This window comes from Chryseobacterium angstadtii, assembly GCF_001045465.1.
GTDB classification, from domain to species: Bacteria; Bacteroidota; Bacteroidia; order Flavobacteriales; family Weeksellaceae; genus Chryseobacterium; species Chryseobacterium angstadtii.
The window spans coordinates 232,530-252,275 of record NZ_LFND01000007.1 but is presented as its reverse complement, the minus strand read 5'-3'; the positions used below and the strand labels follow the sequence as shown (position 1 = coordinate 252,275).

Genomic DNA, 19,746 nt, shown 5'->3' with positions numbered 1-19,746 from the left:
ACATCTCATTTTGGATTGCAAAGTTAACATTTTTTCATTAATCCACAAATTATATTGTTTAAAAATAATTTTCCTGATACTATTTCAACTTAATCAATTATTAAAACAACGATCCAATAAGTGAAATTAACATATTTCATTTATAATTTTAACTAAAAATAGAATTTTAATTAAAGTAAACGCGGTTTTAATTACGATAAACTTATTTTAACTAGATTTGTGATTATTAAAATCCTAAAAACCAGACTGCTATGAAAACCCTGAAAATGAATCTTTTTTTAACAACCTTCTCCTTACCCCATTAGAAAAGCTTTTCTTTTCATTTTCTCTTCATTCAGCATAGAAATAATTTTTTCTTTATACCCCCTTATTAATTATGGCAAGAAAACTACTCTTTCTCTTTTTATTTATACTTTATCAGTCTTTATCCGCTCAGGAAGACTGCAATTCCGCTATTACTGTATGTGGAAATTCCAATATCAACTATACCCCATCCGGTATTGGAAATATTAACGAAAATGTTGGCGGATGCCTGTCGGGAGAACATCATTCCGTCTGGTACAAGTTCACTATTGCAACTAGCGGCACACTCACCTTCAATCTTACCCCAACCGGACCTGTGGATTATGACTGGGCAATTTATGGTCCCAATGCAACCTGTAATAATCTGGGATTTCCTATCCGTTGTAATGCTTCCGGTGCATTGACAAGTACCGGCATGAATATGACGAACACGAATACAACATCGGCCGGCGGAAATACGGATCCTTACTGCAGATACATGGATGTAGTAGCGGGACAGACTTATTATCTGTATTTGGACAACTGGTCGCCTACTGTCTTTACATTTAATTTAACGTGGGGAGGAACAGCTACTTTTGTTTCACCTTTCAATAATTCAACGGCAGCACCGAATCCGTTCATTCCACCGGGAAATCCAGGAAACGGAGCCAACGCACCAAGAGAAATCAGCATTTGCGGACCGACTGCACTTTATGATTTCAGCACTTTATCCGCAGGAATATTAAACGGGAACCCAAATTTTACCGTTACTTATTTCAACAATGCCAATAATGCTGCAACGGGAACAAATCCTATTACAACTCCGGTTACCGTCAATACAACCAACACTTATTATTACAGCATTAATTATCATGACCCCAATAACACGGGCAGTACAATCAATAGCTGTAAGCAGACAAATGCTATTGTATTTAAAGATAAGAGTATTACTTCTGTTATCACCCCATCGGCAACCGTTTTGTGCCCGGGTGGAAACATCACCTTAACTTCTAATAATGCTACCGGAAACACCTGGTCTACAGGTGCAGCAACACAAACTATCACTGTAACAACTCCCGGAATCTACACTTTAACGAGCACCAACGGAACCTGCACAAGCACACCCGTTTCCGTTACCATCACTCAGGATACTGATCCCAATGTAGATATCACAGGAAATTTAGTACTCTGTGAATCAACCTCAACACAACTTACCGCTTCTTCAAACGGAGCTGGAAATACATACACATGGTCTACCGGTGCAGCAGGAAACACTATTTCGCCTACCGCTCCAGGAATTTATACCGTAACGGTAAAAACACCTGCCAACTGCCAGTACACCAAATCTGTAACGGTAACACAGGGCGAAGTTCCGGCAGTTCAGAATTCAAGTCTAAGCGAGTGTTCTAATACCACTACGGCTGTTTTTAACCTTACTTCAGCACAACCCAATATCAGCACCACTGCCAATGTAAGTTTTGATTATTACGCCAACCAGGCAGATGCAATTGCAGGCAATACGAATACTATCGCTAATCCTACGGCTTATACTTCCGGAAATACTACAGTTTATGTACGGGTAAAATCTTCAACCTGCTTTAAAGTTGCTGAATTACAACTCAGCATTACTCAAGCTGTAACTCCTACCATTACGCCATCTTCTACAACGATATGCTTTGGAGGAAACGTTACTTTAACGTCCAGCAGCACTACAGGAAATACCTGGTCTACAGGAGCCACAACACAGACCATCACTGTAACCGCTGCCGGAACTTATACTTTAACGGCAACGAGTGGCACATGCACAAGTGCCCAAACCGCTGTTACCATTACCCAAGAGACTGATCCCAATGTAGATATCACAGGAAATCTACTACTTTGCGATGCAGCCAACACCCAACTGACCGCTTCTTCAAGCGGAGCAGGAAATACGTACACCTGGTCCACAGGAGCGGCAGGAAATACCATTTCACCTACAGCTCCCGGAATTTACACCGTAACTGTAAAAACACCCGCCAACTGCGAATACACCAAGTCTGTAACCGTTACACAAGGTGTAGTTCCTGCTATTCAGAATGCGAATTTGAGTGAGTGCTCCAATTCAGCTACGGCTACTTTTAATCTTACTTCAGCACAACCCAATATCAGTACCACAGCGAATGTGAGCTTTGATTATTATTTAAATCAAGCAGATGCTCTAGCAGGCAATACGAATACCATTGCCAATCCAACAGCTTATACATCAGGAAATACAACGGTTTATGTACGGGTGAAATCTTCAACCTGCTTCAAGGTTGCTGAATTACAGCTTGCCGTTACCCAATTTCCGGTGCCTACCATAACAGCATCATCTATGACGATATGCTTTGGAGGAAATGTGACTCTAACTTCCAGCAATGCTACCGGAAACACTTGGTCTACAGGAGCTACAACACAAACGATAACCATTACAGCACCGGGGACTTATACTTTAACAGGCTCAAGCGGAGCATGCTCCAGTACTCCGGCGTCTATAACAATTTCTGCAGAAAACGATCCGAATGTAGGCATTACAGGAAATCTTACTTTCTGCCAGGGTTCTGCAACCGTTCTGACTGCTTCTGCACAAGGAGCCGGAAATACATTCACATGGTCAAACGGGGTTAATGGAGCTGCCAACAACGTTAACGCGCCCGGCAACTATACTGTTACCGTTACTACTCCTGCGGGATGTCAATATCAAAAATCGGTTACGGTAGTTATGGATGCCGCTATTATTGTTAATATTGCACCTCCCGCACAGATCACCTGCACCAATGCACAGGTTACCTTAAATGCAACCGACTCCATTTATTTACCAGGCTCTACATTTGCCTGGGTTGCTTCCAATGGAGGTGTCATTGTTTCAGGGGCTAATACGCTAAATCCTGTAGTAAGCAATGACGGAACCTATACTCTTACTATTACCAGCCCAACTCCTTTAGGTTGTGTAGCGCAAGCCTCCGTCAATGTTATAAAAAACACCACTCCTCCTGTGATTACTGTCACTTCTCCTAAACTGACCATCTGTCTTGGAGAATCTGTAACTCTTACCGCAGCCGGTGCAGCAACTTACACCTGGACAGGGCTAGCAGGAAATGGAAATACCCAGACTGTTTCACCTACCACCACAACAACTTATTCCGTAACGGGAACAGGAGCCAATGGATGTCCTGCTCAGGCTCCTGCGAATATTACCATTACCGTAGTTCCTGAAATAGTTTCCACATTACGGGATATTGAAATCTGTAAGGGTGACAAATCAATACTGGATGCAGGACCAGGGCCGAACTATACTTATTTATGGAGTACCGGAGCCAACACAAGAACCATCAACGTGGAGCTTGAAGGAATTTACAGCGTAACCATAAGCAACGGAGTATGTTCAAAGGTATTTACCGCCACTGTAAAATACATTGTGACTCCTGAAATTTTAAATATTGTTTTTAAAGACAATACATTAACGATCAATATAAAAAACAGCGGAAATCTTCCTGCCGAATATTCTATTGACGGGGGCCTCACCTGGCAGTCATCGAATATATTCACCAATGTTCTCAGAAACACTCAATACCCTATTAAAGTAAGGAACAGAGGCGCATTGTGCGAAACAAACACCACTTACTACACCTTCTTTATGGCGAATGTAATCACTCCGAACAGCGATGGTAAGAATGACGTCATTGACTTCAGCGAGATCAGTAAATATGGAAATTTCCAGGGAAGCATATTTGACAAGTATGGAAAATCCGTTTTCAAAGTCACTACCAAAACACCTATCTGGGACGGAAAATACCTGAGCAGACCTCTTCCTTCCGATACGTATTGGTACAGATTATTCTGGGAAGACAAAATCAGTAAAAAACCGGTAGAAATATCGGGATGGATCTTACTAAAAAACAGGGACTAATACATCTTCATCTGCCGGCCATAGTATAGCCGGCAGTTTTTATTACAGCTCTAATATTCAACAGCACCCCATTCCATTATTTTTTTAAAGCAAATGGTGAGATTCGCTGTATTTAAACAAAAAAGTCTATCTTTGCATTCACTTTATTCATGGGGTTGACTGGTTTCGACAGCAAGATCAATGGGTAAGTAAGCATGCAGAGAACCGTAGCGCGATCTCTTTAATCCCTTGCTACACAACTTTAACTGGCAACGAAGAGTTCGCTCTTGCAGCTTAATATCGAAGTATAGTAGATCAAGCGTTTTCCTGAAGATAGTAAGGAAGCAAGATATCTCACAAATGCTCTGTTCTGCGGCGTTTGATCCTGAGATATAGGAATGCGGGAATAAGGTTTCAGATGCTTTGGCTGGAACTCGAAAATTTCAGAAGATAAGCTGGAAGTTGGGTGTCTGCCCTCTGCCTTCAGTCGAAAATCAATGGTAGAATAAGCATGTAGAAGGCTTATGTATTGCTTGTTTGGACGAGGGTTCGAATCCCTCCAACTCCACCGAGATGAAAGGTTGTAAAACCTTTTGAAATCTAAAAACCCTTTATATCAAAGATATAGAGGGTTTTTTATAAGTAGTTTACTTCCATTAGACATCACTTTGGTGGTTACATTGGTGGCAGCAAGTAATTTTAAACTAAAAAAGATCGTAATAATATGTTTAATTTTAAACTATCACGAGTTAGATGTTGATCCCAAACCGTTTCAATTTTCTTATTGATTCGTAGGCTTTCATCAAAGACTGTTCTTTTATCTGATCATTTTTCACCAATGTGGATTGTATAGATTTTATATTACTTAATTCAGGAATCGTAAAAATATTGGTTTGATTTGCCAAATCAATTATCTTTTTCCAATCATCTTTTGACAGAAGTCTTAATCGGTCAAACATAAATTTTATTTCTACGGATTCTTGATTTTCAAATTTTGACAAAGACTTCATTTCCTCATAAAACGATGGATTTTCTGATAAGAACTGAATGACTTTTCTACCAACTGTTATATCTCTTGGCAGAAGGTTTTTATTTCTTTGAATATTTTTTAAAACTTCTTCAACTGAATTTCTAATGAAACCATCCAAGGAATTACTCCCGAGATATATAAACAAACCATCCCAAAACTTTAAACCAAATTTGTGAATTTCACTAACAATAAAAAGTCTATTTTCTTCATCGTTGGTATCCGCTTCCTTCTCATTTTCTCTATTTTCTTTTTCTTCAGGTGAAATTAAATAATCCGCAACAATTTTCTTTAAATCTTCGTTATAAGGCGAGTCTTTCAATTTATTCCAAGAAGATTCTCTTTTTGCATATTCGGAAATCAAACTGTTGTTAGCTTCCCTAATCAAATGATCATACACAAAAACAAGAAGTTTTTTGAAATGATTTATGAGAACATCATCCATTTTCTGATCCTCGTAAATTTTCCATAAATCTAATCGATTATCTGTGAGATAGTGAAAATACGAAATTGTGTAAGCTACTGTAAAAGATTTCAAATTGGTATCTCCAATTGCATCAACATTCTTTCGACCGAATAATTTATCAACGGATCTGAATAAAACAGCATTAGCAATTAGTTTTTTGTATAGATTTTCGCCAGGCAATTTATTTTTACTGACCAATATGTTTATTTTTTTTGTAAAATGGATGAAATTCTTTTGTGAACCTTGAGATACAAAATACGGTTCCAATTCCCAGAGATTTATAAACTTGGCCACATCAGATTTTACAAATTTCAGTTGAGATGGATTTTGTTCTTTAAATTTCTTTTGCTGGCTGAGTGTTTGCTTATTCAGCGTTTCACGATACTGCCCATTTGCCCGTTCAAAAAACCATAGAAGTGATTGATTTTTGTTCTGGGGATTTACCACATATTTCTTCCTTGATAAATTTTCAATCTGAACAAAATAAGGGTTGTTAGATGATAAATCCAGTTCAGAAACTTTATTCTGACTATTAGCATAACGTGAGATATTAGGAACTTCAATATTTTTCTGTTCCTTATCTTTGATAACAGTGAGCTTCATCTGAACAAAAATCTTACTCAAATCCGCTTCCTTATATTTTTTTTGAGTATGATATAGGGAAGCTGTTGTTTGTCCGCCGTTTACTATCTGAAAATCGTTCAGTCGGGTAATTATCATTTGCCCGTCGACTGATTGTGTTACCACACTTTCAGCTGTAGCAGTAATCCCATTGTTATAAGGAAGAAACATTTGGGGTTTTGCACGAATAGTATCCCGAATTCCTTTGTTGAATTTACCGGCTTGACCTAAAAAAGCACGAACGTTACTTTCCAACAATTCATTTGAAAATTCTTTATACAAATTGGCTAAAACTTCACCAGGAACTATTGCCAAATAGCAATCATACATTTCGTCGATGCTCGGAACCTGCAGACATTGCAACCCCTTTCCTTCATCAGTAAATTTCTCAAACTCAATTTCTATCGGTTCGTGGACACTGTTAGTTTCGTTTATTTTAAACAATCTTGCAATATCCCAAGTGTGGACAAAAACATCAACATCAACACCTTTGATCTCTATTCTGTTTTTTTCTATTTCTGAGAAGCCATTTACAAGAAGATAAATATTAATTCTGTCAAAATCTTTCCCTTGCTTTTCAATTATTTTAATTAATTCGTGTAGCTCCGAATGAGAATGGTCTATGTAATTTATATGTCGTTTATAAGCATCATTTATAAATTTCTTTATTTGATTGATAGTTCTATCATAAACGCTACTGTCATTAAAACTATAACCATAATCATCGTTTCTGAAATTCGTTATAAACAAATCTAAAGTCTCAAAATACGTTTTATTATTTTCATCTTTAAATTGATCCTTTAAGCAATAACCGTTGATTTTCCAATCGATTCCTCCTTTACTATTTGGATGAATATAAGACAAAACTCTTGCGCCCTCAGACTTTCCGATAGATTCAAAAACTTCAATGCAATATTCTGTAAATTTATCTTCAAAACTAGCTCCTTCTCCGTCTGAATAAACCAATGAAGCCACGTCAGATTTTAATTCATCAATGTAATTTTGTAATGCTTTTTCCATTCATTAAATGTTTTTGATAATATCTTCCATTTCTACTGCAAAATTTTCTACAGCGGAAAGTTCGATAAAGTAAGAGGTGTTGTAAATACCTAGCGGAAGGTGACTTTTTATGATTTTCGGGAATTGTTCTGATACTGAATAAGAATGTATTTTCTTTAAAGAATACATTTTGTTGTAATGTTCTTTATCGCCATCAAAATATCCCAAAAGCATTAGCCTTTCATTGAAAAATTTGAGTTCATCAATGTTTGCAACCAGTTTTTGTTGAGTCTGGCCGATTAAAGAATTAAGTGTAAAACCGTTTTCTTTTACATCTTCCACTGTGTATAAAATCAAAAACAATTCGTTCAGACTTTGAGTGTCTAATTGTCTTTCATTGGTAATTTTCAGTTTTGGATATTTTGAAGAAGTAAGTTTTATTTCAACTCCTGTTGCTCCAAAAACAAAATCTTTGTCTTCAAAATCGGGTCCTGTCCAAGCGTTCAAAATGGCCGAGGACGATTTATCATCTAAAAGTTGATTAATGAAAAGTAATTCTCCTATCAAACCTTTCTGTTGCTCAATGCTTAAACCATTAAAACTAATTTTATCAAAAAGTTTCTTCCATTTTGAAATAACATTCAGCGTTTTTGTAACTGCTTCATTTTCCGTCACACTTTCCGCAATATCTTCCAGAACATTTTGGATGAACAATGAGAAAATATCTTTTAAATCACTGTCTAATAAATAGATATTCAGTTCGCAAAAATCTTCAGTTTCAACTGGAAAAATCTCAACACTTTTAAAACGATAATTTTTCAGTTCTGGAATTTCCACATTTTTGGAAACAGACATTATGTACAAATGCTGACCTGTGATGTGATTGGTTGCGGCGTAGCAATTGAGATGCAGAATATCTACAATTCTTGTTTTTATAATGATGTCGCCCGTTGGCTTTTGCGTTTCCCAAATTGATTTTATGTTAACCATATCTATTCGTTATCATTATTTGGAGAATCATCGTCTTCTTGTGGGTCCTCATCAAAACCGTCAAAAATCGTCGTGGTGTACGAAGTTTTCACTTCGTTTTCAATCTTTGGAAAGTGAAGACTGTAGCCAATTATTGGAATTCCGTTATTTACATTTGGTGTTGCTCTTTCGTCTAAGGCATAAATTAAAAGCAAGCCTTTTTTCTCAGAAGCTCTCTGTTCTTTTATTTCCTTATTTTTTTTCAATCTATTTATTGATAAATCCACTTGTCTGTCTTTCAGATCATCAATTTGATTTTTGGCAATTAAATAATAATCACTTGCTCGTGTTATTTTAGGCTGGTTACGGACACTGCATCCTAATGTAATTGATTCATTATTAAAATGTAAATCATATGTCATCACATCTTCTTTTTCTTGTCTTTCATTTAAAGGCGTATTTCCAACGTAATCGATAAATACTTTTTCATCTGTATTAGAAACAATACAAACATTCCATTCACTTATATTATTATTTTTAGATTGAGCTTTAATATAATCGCTCAATGTTGCATTTCTAATACTTGGTTGTTCAATTTTGAAAGCATCAATAAAATCGCAAATTGGGTCAATTTCAAGATTGGGATAAAATAAATATCTGATTTTACCTCTACTCTCCTTTCTGTTTTCAGCCGCAGGAAATCCGATAACAGAGATTAAATTATTAAGTGCTTTAAAATTGTTTTCAATTGTCGATTTCATTTTCAACAATTGATAAGTTTGTGGGTTAGTTCCAGAGAATGAAATTTCAATATTCGTAGAGAAATTGAGTTTTGCCAAACTCGTAATCGTCATCAAACCGTGATGATTTCTAACCTTTAATCTAAAATCTTTAGGGCGTTGATGCGAAGCGGTCATTTCATCAAAATCATTTCGCATCTCTTCGGTTGCCATTGTGATGTGATTGAACCATTCAAAAATCTGTTCGGTCGTGTACAGTCTGCATAAATCAACATAACCAGGGCGATAACCAAACCAACGCCCCATCTGCATAAGAGAATCGTACATTTTTGTAGTTCGTAAATAATAACTGACAGACAATCCCTCCAGGGTAATTCCTCTTGATAACCTGCTTCCTCCAACAGCAATTACTGACAAACCATTATCGTGTCTGTTGTAATCAATTTCCTCAATATTGTGATACTCTAAATTGGTTGTAGAACGAGTTCCATGAACAGAACGAACATCAATTTTCGAAACTGCCTTTTTCAGCTCACCTTTTATTTCCTCCCAAGAATGTTGCTTAATTCTGATGTCTTTGTAATCTAAATTTTCTAAAACATTGTCTGTTGTTGGAACAAAATCTGTTTCATATAATTCCTTCAGTTCTTGTAAAATTCCTTCATCTTCGCTCCTAATTTTATTTGCATACTCTTTCGTCTTTTCATTCACTAAAGAAGCAACTCTGTCGATCCATTTTACTAATAAGGCAACATGAACAAGCATTGAATTATGTTTGTTTTCGTGTCCTCTTAATCTGCGGATTGCACAAGTAAGAATGAAAGATTTTATAGCTTTTTCTAAACTTCCCGGAAGGTATTCTGGTAAGTCTTCTTTATTGAATTTGTTTATAGTTCTGAAAAACGGTGGGTCAAAATCATCAATCGCTCTGAAAATATCCAAAGCTTCTTTTTCTTCTCCATCCGGATTTTCAAATCCAAATATTTTTGCAGCACCGATGTAATTTGTTGGTGCTTTTATATTAATAATAAAATCTCGTGGAAATAAATCTTCTCCAATTTTATACTCTTTATTTTTTACAATGGTCATTAATTCATCCTTGTGTTCTTGCGAAATAAACAAATTTGCATAAGGTGTAGCTGTATAACCAATGAACGTATTTTGGTTAAATAAATTCAGTAATGTTCTGATTAATTTATTTATAGTTTTGATATCCTCGATGCTTTTACTTGCATTTACTGAGGCAGCATCGGCTTCGTCGTCAATTATTAATACCGGAACATCAAACAATTTTGGCGAACCATCAATAATTTTCGCATTGACATCTTTAGAAAACCAATCAATAAGATTTTCAAGAATACTTTTATTTTTTTTGATGACAAAAACTACCGGATTTTTTCCGATTGGAATGTTTAATCTATTCGCAACGGATTGGCTAAAATCTCCCTCGTCTCCAGTTTTGTAGTAAGAGGACGTTAAAGAATAAATATCTGTATCGACATTAATTTTCCCAACGCCAATAATTTTGTTTTGGTTTTCTCTGATGAATGCAGAACTGTTCCTGCCGATATAACCGGAATCAATCCTTTCCTGAGTCTGTCTTCTAAGTGAACTGATTGTTCCTGCAATTACAATAATTACTTTATAACCAGCATCTGTTGCTTTATTAATTAAACCGACATAATTTGAAGTTTTACCAGACTGTACGTGACCAACTACCATTCCTCTTCTGTCCCACGAACCTTCTTTTTTTGGATTTACACATTTATCCAAAATTTTATCTGTGAAATCATCCAAATCATTTACAGGAAACGAGGGATCGTTTTTTTGCATATCCAATTTGTACCTATTCCATAATTCAAAGTCGATATGTGCTTTTTCTTCTTTGAGCCAAGGCGTAATTTCGTCGGATAATATTGTTATCTCTCCTTTGCCAATACTAAAATCCGCACGAAGAATTTCAAATAATTCATCTTCATCAAACATTTGTCCTTCAACAATATTCATTGCTTTGGTTTTCTCAATTATATTCAACAATACTTCATCAGTAATTTCTCCTTGATGTAGAGATAGTAAAGTATGCGATATTGCTCTTGCTGATTGCAGTAATGTACTCATTTCAAATAGTCATTGATTAGTGGAAATAAATTAAATGGTGTCGAAGACATAATTTGTTGCCTGGCTAAAGATTCTGGAATACCTTGTTGAATATATATATTATATAATTCAACAGCTAAGTTCAGTAAATCATCACTCGGAGTTTCTGAATGTTTTTCTAATTCGTGAAAAGCGGGATCTTCATTCTGGTTGTTTAATATTAATTCAACAGGAACATTTTCTTCGAGAAGTTTCAAAGCCTTTGACATTAACTTATTATTGTCCGTCAGCAGTGAATTAATTATCGGATGTTTTCTATTGATTTTGTATTTCTTTATTCCTTCTCTTGTAATTTCATCCTTCCATAAAGGCTCAAAATTTGAATTCGAGATTTTACGTACCTTTTTTTGTCCTCGCCAGTTATAGATTTTAGCAGATTTCATGATCGCCATTTTCGCAATCCTTAAAAGCTCCCGTCTAATTTCGATCGGTGGTGTTGCAGTAGATTTTTTTATATCAAGATTCCAATTAAAATCGCTTGAATTTGAAAAATTGACTGCTATTCTTGCAAGTTTTGCATAATCTCTTTTCTTCTCCAATCCTAACCAATCGCCAGCAACTAATAATCTGTCTCCACGATATACATAAAATCCCTGTTGCTGAAACCAACCAAGAGGGCCGCCTGTTTTATCATAATCTTCCTTGCCAATTTCAGACATATGAGGTAAAATAAAGTAAGTAACTTCTACATTGTCAAATTTTTCAGGTAATCCCATTTCAGGCTTTGGATCGAGATTCAATAAAAAAGGATTGTATGCTTCAATTTCTTCATTCTGAAAAAATATTTTTATTCTTTTACTTTCAATAAATTTATGAAAAACCAAACTTAAATGTTCTCGCACATTTTCCATTTCTTGGTAAAAAGCATTCTTTACACTTTCATTTTTACTTTCGGCTTTTCCTACTATTCTATCTAACTTTTCCCATAGAACTAAAGTCCCTGACTTTTGTTCATTTATTTCTTCAAACAAATTTGAATCAGAAATATAATCAAGAAGTTGCCATTCTTCTGCATCATTTATAAAATCAATATCCCAACACCTTTTAACTGTTGAAAAATTTACTCGCTTCGATACACAGGTCAATCTTTTACATTGCGAAAAAGATGCAGTTTTCAATCCCATTCCAAAACGTCCCAAATCTTTTTCCGAGCGTTCATCTTCAGGGTCTTTACTTCCCGGAGTCATTGCTAATACCAATTCATCTTTATTCATTCCGTCCCCATTATCTTTAATGGAAACAAAAGAATCTTGACCTTGCCATTTATACGAAATCGAAATTTCACTAGCATTGGCAGAAATACTGTTATCAACAATGTCGGCAATAGCAGTAGACAAATTATATCCAAAACTTCGATAAGAATTTATAGTCGATTTTGGATTCGGTTGGGCTATTTCAGCTTTGAATTCGTGCATTTAATTATAATTTTCATTACAGTTGATTAGTTTAGCCTTGTTCCTTAATGTATATTATTTATTCATTTATGTTAGATATATTTATAACTTCTTTGAGGTGTGTAGGTATTTCTTTTCGGATAGTATTGCCAATTTATCATTTAATCATTTCTTTTATTTTATTCGCAATACCTTCCGCCATCAATACAGGCACTGCGTTTCCAATTTGTTTAAATGCTGCCGTCCTGCTCGATTCAAAAAAATAATCATCAGGAAAAGATTGAATTCTTGCAGCTTCTCTTACAGTTATTGAGCGGTTTTGAGTAATATCCGGATGAATATAATAATGTCCATCTGCACAAATATGAGCAACAACAGTGTGAGATACACCTTTGTGATTTACCACTTGAAATCTGTTAGTAAAAGATTTTATATTATTGTGTTTAATTAGGTTTGGAGGAAGTTCTCCGTAGTTTAAACGCTTTCCTTCATTTACCCATTTTTCTACAGCAATTCTGTAAATTTCCAGATCGTTTTCATTGTTGAGTCGGGAAATGTGCTGTGTTGTAAAATCAACTCCGTTTCTGATACCGGAATTCTTTAGATAAGAATTTGTTATCCCTGCATAATTCGAAACGCCCCAACTTCCCTCTCCACTTTTTATTTTAGGTAAATCAGAAAAAAGATGTTTCCCTATTTCAAACTCCATTTCAGTTTTTTTGAATTGTGGATATTCAAATTCCAAATTATTCTTCCATCCAATTATGATTACTCTTTTCCTATCCTGCAATACACCAAAATCCTGAGCGTTTAAAACTTTTTTATCAAGTTCATAACCAGCTTCCCGTACTGCATCAAAAATCAACTGAAGATAATGACCATTGTTGGCAGAAAGAATTCCTGGCACGTTTTCAAATACAAACATTTTTGGCTTATATTTTTTCAAAAACTCAACATAATGTTTATACAGATGATTTCGAGGATCGTCAGTCATATCTTTTCTAACCCTACCAGCTACGGAATATGCCTGACAAGGTGGTCCACCAATGACAATATCAACAATTTGATTATTTAGACTACTGTCAATCTGTTCAAAAATATATGGAAGTGTTTTTTCTGAAATTTCTGTATTTATAACTGATTTTATTAGATTATCAGGGATTTTAGTCCAAAGCTCGTCTCTCAGAATATTTCCCTTTAAATAGTCTTGATATTCTTCAGTACGCCCATGTTCTTTTAACCAATGAAATGCAGTTCTTGTTTTCATTGTTTGACAAGCATCCTTATTCATCTCAACATGAGCAATGGGTGTAAAACCGGCTCTCACAAAACCCTCAGAGAGGCCACCCGCACCTGCAAATAAATCTATAAATCTTAATTCTGACATTGTTTAATATAAAAATAAATAAAAACTGACTTTTTGAATTTAAAAACTTATAAAGTTTATCATTCAAGGTCAGCAAACTGTTTGCAAAATTACAATGTTTACTTAATAAAAAATACATTACAAAAAACAGTTTTATAAATTTACATAGTATTTTCTATTAAAAATTACGGCATCCCGTAATTTTTGAAATTTAAAAAAAATCATATGACAGACAGACATACCCCCGAACAGAGAAGGTTTAATATGCAGCAGATCAAAAGTAAAAATACTAAACCTGAAATACTTTTTAGAAAATTACTTTTTGCTAAAGGATTTAGGTATAAGATCAATGATAAAAATTTACCCGGGAAACCTGATCTGGTTTTAAAAAAATACAAAACTGTTATTTTTGTCAATGGATGTTTTTGGCATGGACACAAAGACTGTAAGTATTTTGTAATTCCAAAAACTCGAACTGAATTTTGGGTTGAGAAAATACAAGGAAACATAAGCAGAGATAATATCAATGAAAGTAAGCTCTTGGAAATGGGATGGAATATAATAACCGTTTGGGAATGCCAGTTAAAAAAACAAAATATTGAAAATACAACAACTATGGTTATAAATCAACTTAAAAAATAATCTTTTTTAGGACCATAAACAGCATTCCTTCAATAAATTTACCCTTTAGCTTTTTTGAAAGCAAATCTAAACTTTTACATTCAAAAACCCTCCTTTTTCTAAAGCACAAGCAAGCTGTGATTCATTGTATAGGCAATAAGTTCTGCTGATGTTTTGACATTTGTTTTTCTTCTAAGATTGCGTTTATGGTTTTCCACGGTATGATAGGAGATAAAAAGCTTTGAAGCAATTTCCGGACTGTTGAGACCTTGTGCCATAAGTCTCAGAACATCTTTTTCACGTTTTGTAATGACGGGTTTATCTACATCTATCTTAAGCAAATGCTGATCAATATGTCTGAAATACTTGACTTCATTATCCGCAAAATCCATTACCGAAAGTAGCGGCATGTTTTGAATAATAAAATGGGAAAGATCATAAATAAAAACTATAGAAGCTTTTATGTCGTAATTATTGACAATCTGAACAGGCGACTGCAGTAATATCCAGCGATACTCTCCACTTCGGTTGATCATTCTGCCGTAATGATTGAATGTCATATCGGTTTTTCCGTTTCTTAGAAACTCCAAACGTAAGTTGGCAGAAAATACGAAGGCAGCCATCATATACTCCCTGTCCATCGGATGGAACAGGTCCATAAAAAATTCAGTATCTGAGCCAATCCAATCTTCTTTCTTAAAAGGGGTAAACTGCTCAATATTGTCACTGGTTCGTTCCGTTTTCTTAATTGTACTGTTATTAATAAACCAGAAGTAGGGTCCTATAGCGAAACTCTTAGCATTTTCAATTGAATTTTTAAAAACATCAATATAATTCTCCGGCAGTTCGCCCTCTTTTTTAGCGAAATACTCATTGAAATCCTTTTCATCCATTGGATTAATCTTTTTTCCCATATCCTTGTGATATTAAATTAATACGTACCAGCTATTGTTTTTTACAGCGACAATTATACCAATCGTCGCTATAAAAAAACATAGTTCCCAATAAATTTAAAATACTGATTTAAAAATATTTAAAATAACAGCTCAAATAAAAACATTTAAGCATTACAAGAGGTTCTGCCGTTTTAAACAGTAAGATTTAAAGAAACAAAGCATCGGCATCCCAAACAAAATAGTATTAGAAACTAGAATAACAACATTAATCTGTAGTAGAAATGAAATGTGCCGATGCAATGTTATACCATTTGAAATTTAATTTTGAATAGCATAATCATAGACCGTATCTTCACTCAGGTATAGATGCAGCTTTAATTTCAATAGTCCGAAAAATGTTTTTTTCAGGATAAAAACGCGTTCGTTAGTGTGCAGTTTTTGGATTTTAAAATCAGTAAAAAAACCTTCCAGGTCATCCATCTTTTTCCCCACCAACTGATCTTCTGATATCACCATGTTTTGATGTCTGTTATAGAAATAGTATTTTTTATTGAAATAAAACTTTTTATGATCCATAGCAAGAAATATTTTTCATTGGTTAAATTCTTTTTTCTGTATTCTTTTTTTCCAGTCTGCCAGAGTATTTCTGCTTAATTTAAATACCAAAGCAACCTCTTTGTTCGACATCTTTTGCTTTCTTTGATATTCCAATATATGGGCAATACTTTCATGATCATAAGACTTGTGACCATTATCTGCTTCATCATCATGAAATAAAATACGGTTGAGCGTAATAACATCCAATGAGGATAGCTTTCCTTTTTCAAGAAATTTGGTACAATGAGACATTTTTTCCGGAAATTTTTTAGAAATGATGTCTGAAAAAATCTTCACATAATCAGGTCCTTTATTTTCCATAATTATTTTTTACTTTACAGGTATCTGCCTTTATGATTTATACTTATCAATCCATTTGTACAATGTGGTTTTCGGAATTCTATATTCTTCAATAACCTGAGCTCTCGTTTTTTCTCCGTTTTCTATCAGGTCTAAAATGAAATCAATAATTTCTTTTGTGTACATATTTTTCCTGAATTTTGGCAAGCTCGATTTCTGCTTTACGTCAGTTTGATTCCTCACCATTACCGGAGCAAACAAAATCAAATGCTGGGTATATATTCTGAAAAAATCATATTCCAGAATCTTGCACCATCGTAATATAAGTTCAGAATCAAGGCTTTTTAAAGTATACATCTCAAAGATTTCGTCTACCGAACGGTTAAGGAATTTGCAAATTCGGGATGTTTCTATTCCGGATTCCGATACTCTTTTCTGAATTGCCTCACCTATATGTATATTTTTAAAATCCATTTATTCTTTATTTACGTAATTGAATATTGAGTCGGCGAAAACCGCTATTATTTTTCACCTCTTATTTATCAGACTACAAGCCTTATAAAAAAGACCTGTAGTCATAATAAACATATAAAATAGTGTGTTTTTTATAATTTAAAAAAGAGGCCAATATGGACTGGTTTTCCGTCCCTGTTCCATTCCCCAACCACTCTATAGCTCTCCAAACATCTTCTTTAAAAACATGTGTTCCTGCTGATAGACTAGCTATTGTGCATTTCTCAAAGCTTTACTAATAATATTCATCAACATGGCAGAGTTAGATACATTAGATCTCAGAGGACTTCCCCATTGCCCCATAACAGGTCTTCTATTATTATCTAACAGCCATGGATAGCTGTTGCTGTTTACAGGAGGTGCACTACCGATGTAAACTGACATTCCGCCATCTCCGAACCAATAAAACTCCTTTGTTTTATATTTGAATGCTACAGGATTATTGGTTGTTACGCTTCGGGACAAAATATCAATGACATTAGGATTAAAACCTCCTCTTAAATCTCTGCCAATACAAGCATCATTACCATATACTTTTCCTCTTGCATCTCCAAAATCCCCGGTTAATACATCATTTGCACTTGAGTTGGCAGCAGTACAATCAGCCCAATCCCCAAGACTAACGGACCCTCCCGACAGCGCACTAACCAGCTGTACCGTAAATGTTCCTCTTGACTCAGTGAACCACAAAACGGTTCCGCCATTATTAACAAAATTCAAAATAAGATTGAGATCACTGCTGTTAGACACATCATAGGCATATCCTACTATCAGCATTTTGTATCCGCCAGTATTTAAATCCGAAACTCCGCCGCCGGTTACATTACGCCTCGTAACATTCCAGCTATTGATTGTTTTAACTGTTCCGGAAGGCCCAAAGTTATTAGCACTATTCATCGCAAGTGCCAGCCCTGAATTATTGTTTCCTGTATCTATAGAATAAGGGCTCGCCCCCAAAGCCAATATTTTCAGCTTCGATAGATCAAATCCTGCAACGACGGTATAATTAACCACGCAACCAGATCCGCCCACATTCACCGCAAAGCTTGCTGTTCCTGTTGAAGCAGGCGTACCGCTTACCGTATAAGTAAGGCTTCCTGAACCATTATTAAAATTGCCGGCGGTAATGCTAGCCGTAAGACCACTCACTCCTGTTGAAGCAATACTTTGCGCAGGATATGCAGCTCCATTACCAGCAGTATAAGGTATTGTAAAAGACGCTCCATTTGTAGCAGAATTCGCAACCAATGTTCCGGAAGTCGTAGACTGTGAACAATTTAAAACAGCAGATCCATTTACGTTGATATTCACAGAACAGGAGGAACCTCCCATGTTAATGTCAAAGCTCGCTGTACCGCTATTAGCAGGAGTTCCTGTTATACTGAACACAAGATTTCCGGCTCCGTTATTGAAATTTCCGGCCATGATACTTGCGGTCAAACCTGTAACTCCTGTAGAATTTATATTTTGTGCAGGGTAAGTTCCTCCATTACCTGCAGTATAGGGAACTGTAAGAGATACACCGTTTGCAGGCTGTCCAACAGTTAACGTACCTGTAGAACTTGCGCCAGCGCAGTTTAATGTAGCCAAACCGGAAACAGTTCCATTAATAGGTCTTCCGCAAATTTCCAACCACTGATTCTGAGGTGCGGCAGCCCAATAGTTATAACACTTCGTATCCGTATTATACACCCACAAACCATCTACGGGAGCATCACCTACTAAAGGTTCAATAGAAGCAATATTGGATGTTGTAAGTCTTGGAAATAGAACTCCTGTATTATTCATCCTGGAAACGATATCTAAAACGCTTTTTTCATGAGGGGATGAGGTATTTATTCCGACTTGTCCTTTTGATAAAACTATACCTGCTACCATAACCAGCATAGCTATTACAGAAGTTAATTTATTATTTTTCATACATTTTATCTATTATTGGGTATTTTTAAGCAATCCGCTTAACTGATAAAAATATTTTTTTAGCTCCGGATACCTCCATGCACCACCATTTAAGTTCATACCATCTATATGTATTGGCATTTACCTGCACCTGCAGGTTGGTAGTTTCTACTTCTGCATTCCCTGTATTCCAAAATACAATATTGTTATTATCGACACCACGCCATCCCGCACTATTATTTCCATCATTCCAATTTGAAGTAAACGTTGTAGGTCCAAAAGGACATGGTGATAGCGAGAAATTCAAAAGTGTTCTGTTTTCGTTCACTTGAGTGGCAAATGACTGATAACTGACCTATTGAGAAAAGGCAGCTGTATTCTCTATTATTGGAACATAATAATTCGAATCATAGCCTAAGAGATCCATTTGAATTCCATCCATTACCGGAAGAGACTGGAGACCATTGGCTGCTACGTAGGCTCCCAATCTAAATCTGCCACCACCTACGGTTGCCTGTGCATTAGGTACAGAATATATTCTGGAAATAGTTTCACCTATGTTAGGAGTTCCTGAACTACTAGAGGTCTGTGGAAGCCCACTGATATATCCTAATACACCATTATTATCAACAACTAATGTTTTAGTCGCACTAAAAGTCTGATCTTTAGCATCGGATTTTGTACCATCGGATTTTGTATAAATAGCATTGACAGTTCCATTTAAAGGAACATCCCTTACTCTTGCAGTACCGTTTATATCCAATGTTTCAGTAGGCATAGAGGTGCTGATGCCCACCTGTGCTGAGATTTTTGCACCTAATAATATAAGTACTGTTGTTACAATTATATTTATTTTCATCATTTTAAAAATTTGTTTTTCTATTATTTATGTACAATTATTGTTAATCCATGTTTTTTTACTGGAGAAATTTCAGGTGAAGGGTAAGTTTTGATGATAGATTTCAGTGATGCATAATCAACATTCAAATGCT

At 35.4% G+C, this 19,746-nt stretch carries 14 protein-coding genes and 1 other RNA gene; 3 read left to right on the top strand and 12 right to left on the bottom strand.

The features are described from left to right. Nucleotides 1–376: 376 nt before the first annotated feature. Nucleotides 377–4,210 carry a T9SS type B sorting domain-containing protein gene (locus tag ACM46_RS20040; protein WP_053082732.1) on the top strand — a complete coding sequence of 1,278 codons (3,834 nt, stop codon included), beginning with the start codon at nucleotides 377–379 and terminating at the stop codon, nucleotides 4,208–4,210. A 151-nt stretch (nucleotides 4,211–4,361) separates the two neighbouring features. Beyond that, nucleotides 4,362–4,760: a transfer-messenger RNA gene (ssrA, locus tag ACM46_RS23055) on the top strand. Between the two features lie 178 nt (nucleotides 4,761–4,938). Here ssrA and ACM46_RS20035 read toward each other — a convergent pair. The 5 genes from ACM46_RS20035 to ACM46_RS20015 all read right to left on the bottom strand — a co-directional run bounded on the left by ACM46_RS20035 (nucleotide 4,939) and on the right by ACM46_RS20015 (nucleotide 13,949). Then, nucleotides 4,939–7,323: an AIPR family protein gene (locus tag ACM46_RS20035; protein ID WP_048508459.1), complete on the bottom strand. Its 2,385-nt coding sequence runs from the start codon at nucleotides 7,321–7,323 to the stop codon at nucleotides 4,939–4,941. Nucleotides 7,324–7,326: 3 nt separating this feature from the next. Beyond that, entirely contained in the window at nucleotides 7,327–8,292 is a 966-nt protein-coding gene (locus ACM46_RS20030; RefSeq protein WP_083997478.1) for a PD-(D/E)XK motif protein, read from the bottom strand. 2 nt (nucleotides 8,293–8,294) lie between these two features. Further along, the gene (locus tag ACM46_RS20025) at nucleotides 8,295–11,129 is read right to left on the bottom strand and encodes a Z1 domain-containing protein (protein WP_048508457.1); all 2,835 of its coding nucleotides are present in this window, start codon (nucleotides 11,127–11,129) and stop codon (nucleotides 8,295–8,297) included. Continuing rightward, nucleotides 11,126–12,583 (bottom strand): ATP-binding protein, encoded by a 1,458-nt coding sequence (locus ACM46_RS20020; protein WP_048508456.1) that lies wholly within the window; start codon nucleotides 12,581–12,583, stop codon nucleotides 11,126–11,128. Before ACM46_RS20020 ends, ACM46_RS20025 begins: the two co-directional genes overlap by 4 nt. 136 nt (nucleotides 12,584–12,719) lie before the next feature. Beyond that, nucleotides 12,720–13,949, bottom strand: coding sequence for a DNA cytosine methyltransferase (locus tag ACM46_RS20015; protein WP_048508455.1), 1,230 nt, complete (start codon nucleotides 13,947–13,949; stop codon nucleotides 12,720–12,722). A gap of 204 nt (nucleotides 13,950–14,153) precedes the next feature. Between ACM46_RS20015 and ACM46_RS20010 the strand changes: the two genes are divergently transcribed. Next, entirely contained in the window at nucleotides 14,154–14,570 is a 417-nt protein-coding gene (locus ACM46_RS20010) for a very short patch repair endonuclease (RefSeq protein WP_048508454.1), read from the top strand. Between the two features lie 98 nt (nucleotides 14,571–14,668). Here the strand turns inward: ACM46_RS20010 and ACM46_RS20005 are convergent, their stop codons facing one another. The 7 genes from ACM46_RS20005 to ACM46_RS19975 form a co-directional block, all read right to left on the bottom strand. Continuing rightward, a complete protein-coding gene (locus ACM46_RS20005) occupies nucleotides 14,669–15,463 on the bottom strand; it encodes a LuxR C-terminal-related transcriptional regulator (protein ID WP_048508453.1) in 795 nt (264 codons plus the stop codon). 300 nt (nucleotides 15,464–15,763) lie between these two features. Continuing rightward, nucleotides 15,764–16,021, bottom strand: coding sequence for a hypothetical protein (locus ACM46_RS20000; protein WP_048508452.1), 258 nt, complete (start codon nucleotides 16,019–16,021; stop codon nucleotides 15,764–15,766). A gap of 15 nt (nucleotides 16,022–16,036) precedes the next feature. After that, entirely contained in the window at nucleotides 16,037–16,363 is a 327-nt protein-coding gene (locus ACM46_RS19995) for a helix-turn-helix domain-containing protein (protein WP_048508451.1), read from the bottom strand. 30 nt (nucleotides 16,364–16,393) lie between these two features. Continuing rightward, nucleotides 16,394–16,816 carry a transposase gene (locus ACM46_RS19990; RefSeq protein ID WP_048508450.1) on the bottom strand — a complete coding sequence of 141 codons (423 nt, stop codon included), beginning with the start codon at nucleotides 16,814–16,816 and terminating at the stop codon, nucleotides 16,394–16,396. A gap of 249 nt (nucleotides 16,817–17,065) precedes the next feature. Beyond that, nucleotides 17,066–18,775: an autotransporter outer membrane beta-barrel domain-containing protein gene (locus ACM46_RS19985; RefSeq protein WP_048508449.1), complete on the bottom strand. Its 1,710-nt coding sequence runs from the start codon at nucleotides 18,773–18,775 to the stop codon at nucleotides 17,066–17,068. A 25-nt stretch (nucleotides 18,776–18,800) separates the two neighbouring features. Next, entirely contained in the window at nucleotides 18,801–19,061 is a 261-nt protein-coding gene (locus tag ACM46_RS19980; protein WP_048508448.1) for a hypothetical protein, read from the bottom strand. Between the two features lie 48 nt (nucleotides 19,062–19,109). Further along, the gene (locus ACM46_RS19975; protein WP_131707634.1) at nucleotides 19,110–19,613 is read right to left on the bottom strand and encodes a hypothetical protein; all 504 of its coding nucleotides are present in this window, start codon (nucleotides 19,611–19,613) and stop codon (nucleotides 19,110–19,112) included. Between the last annotated feature and the right edge of the window lie 133 nt (nucleotides 19,614–19,746).

Coding starts and splice junctions, on each gene's coding strand:
- ACM46_RS20040 (WP_053082732.1), top strand. CDS start 377: ATGGCAAGAAAACTACTCTTTCTCTTTTTATTTATACTTTATCAGTCT.
- ACM46_RS20035 (WP_048508459.1), bottom strand. CDS start 7,323: ATGGAAAAAGCATTACAAAATTACATTGATGAATTAAAATCTGACGTG.
- ACM46_RS20030 (WP_083997478.1), bottom strand. CDS start 8,292: ATGGTTAACATAAAATCAATTTGGGAAACGCAAAAGCCAACGGGCGAC.
- ACM46_RS20025 (WP_048508457.1), bottom strand. CDS start 11,129: ATGAGTACATTACTGCAATCAGCAAGAGCAATATCGCATACTTTACTA.
- ACM46_RS20020 (WP_048508456.1), bottom strand. CDS start 12,583: ATGCACGAATTCAAAGCTGAAATAGCCCAACCGAATCCAAAATCGACT.
- ACM46_RS20015 (WP_048508455.1), bottom strand. CDS start 13,949: ATGTCAGAATTAAGATTTATAGATTTATTTGCAGGTGCGGGTGGCCTC.
- ACM46_RS20010 (WP_048508454.1), top strand. CDS start 14,154: ATGACAGACAGACATACCCCCGAACAGAGAAGGTTTAATATGCAGCAG.
- ACM46_RS20005 (WP_048508453.1), bottom strand. CDS start 15,463: ATGGGAAAAAAGATTAATCCAATGGATGAAAAGGATTTCAATGAGTAT.
- ACM46_RS20000 (WP_048508452.1), bottom strand. CDS start 16,021: ATGGATCATAAAAAGTTTTATTTCAATAAAAAATACTATTTCTATAAC.
- ACM46_RS19995 (WP_048508451.1), bottom strand. CDS start 16,363: ATGGAAAATAAAGGACCTGATTATGTGAAGATTTTTTCAGACATCATT.
- ACM46_RS19990 (WP_048508450.1), bottom strand. CDS start 16,816: ATGGATTTTAAAAATATACATATAGGTGAGGCAATTCAGAAAAGAGTA.
- ACM46_RS19985 (WP_048508449.1), bottom strand. CDS start 18,775: ATGAAAAATAATAAATTAACTTCTGTAATAGCTATGCTGGTTATGGTA.
- ACM46_RS19975 (WP_131707634.1), bottom strand. CDS start 19,613: ATGAAAATAAATATAATTGTAACAACAGTACTTATATTATTAGGTGCA.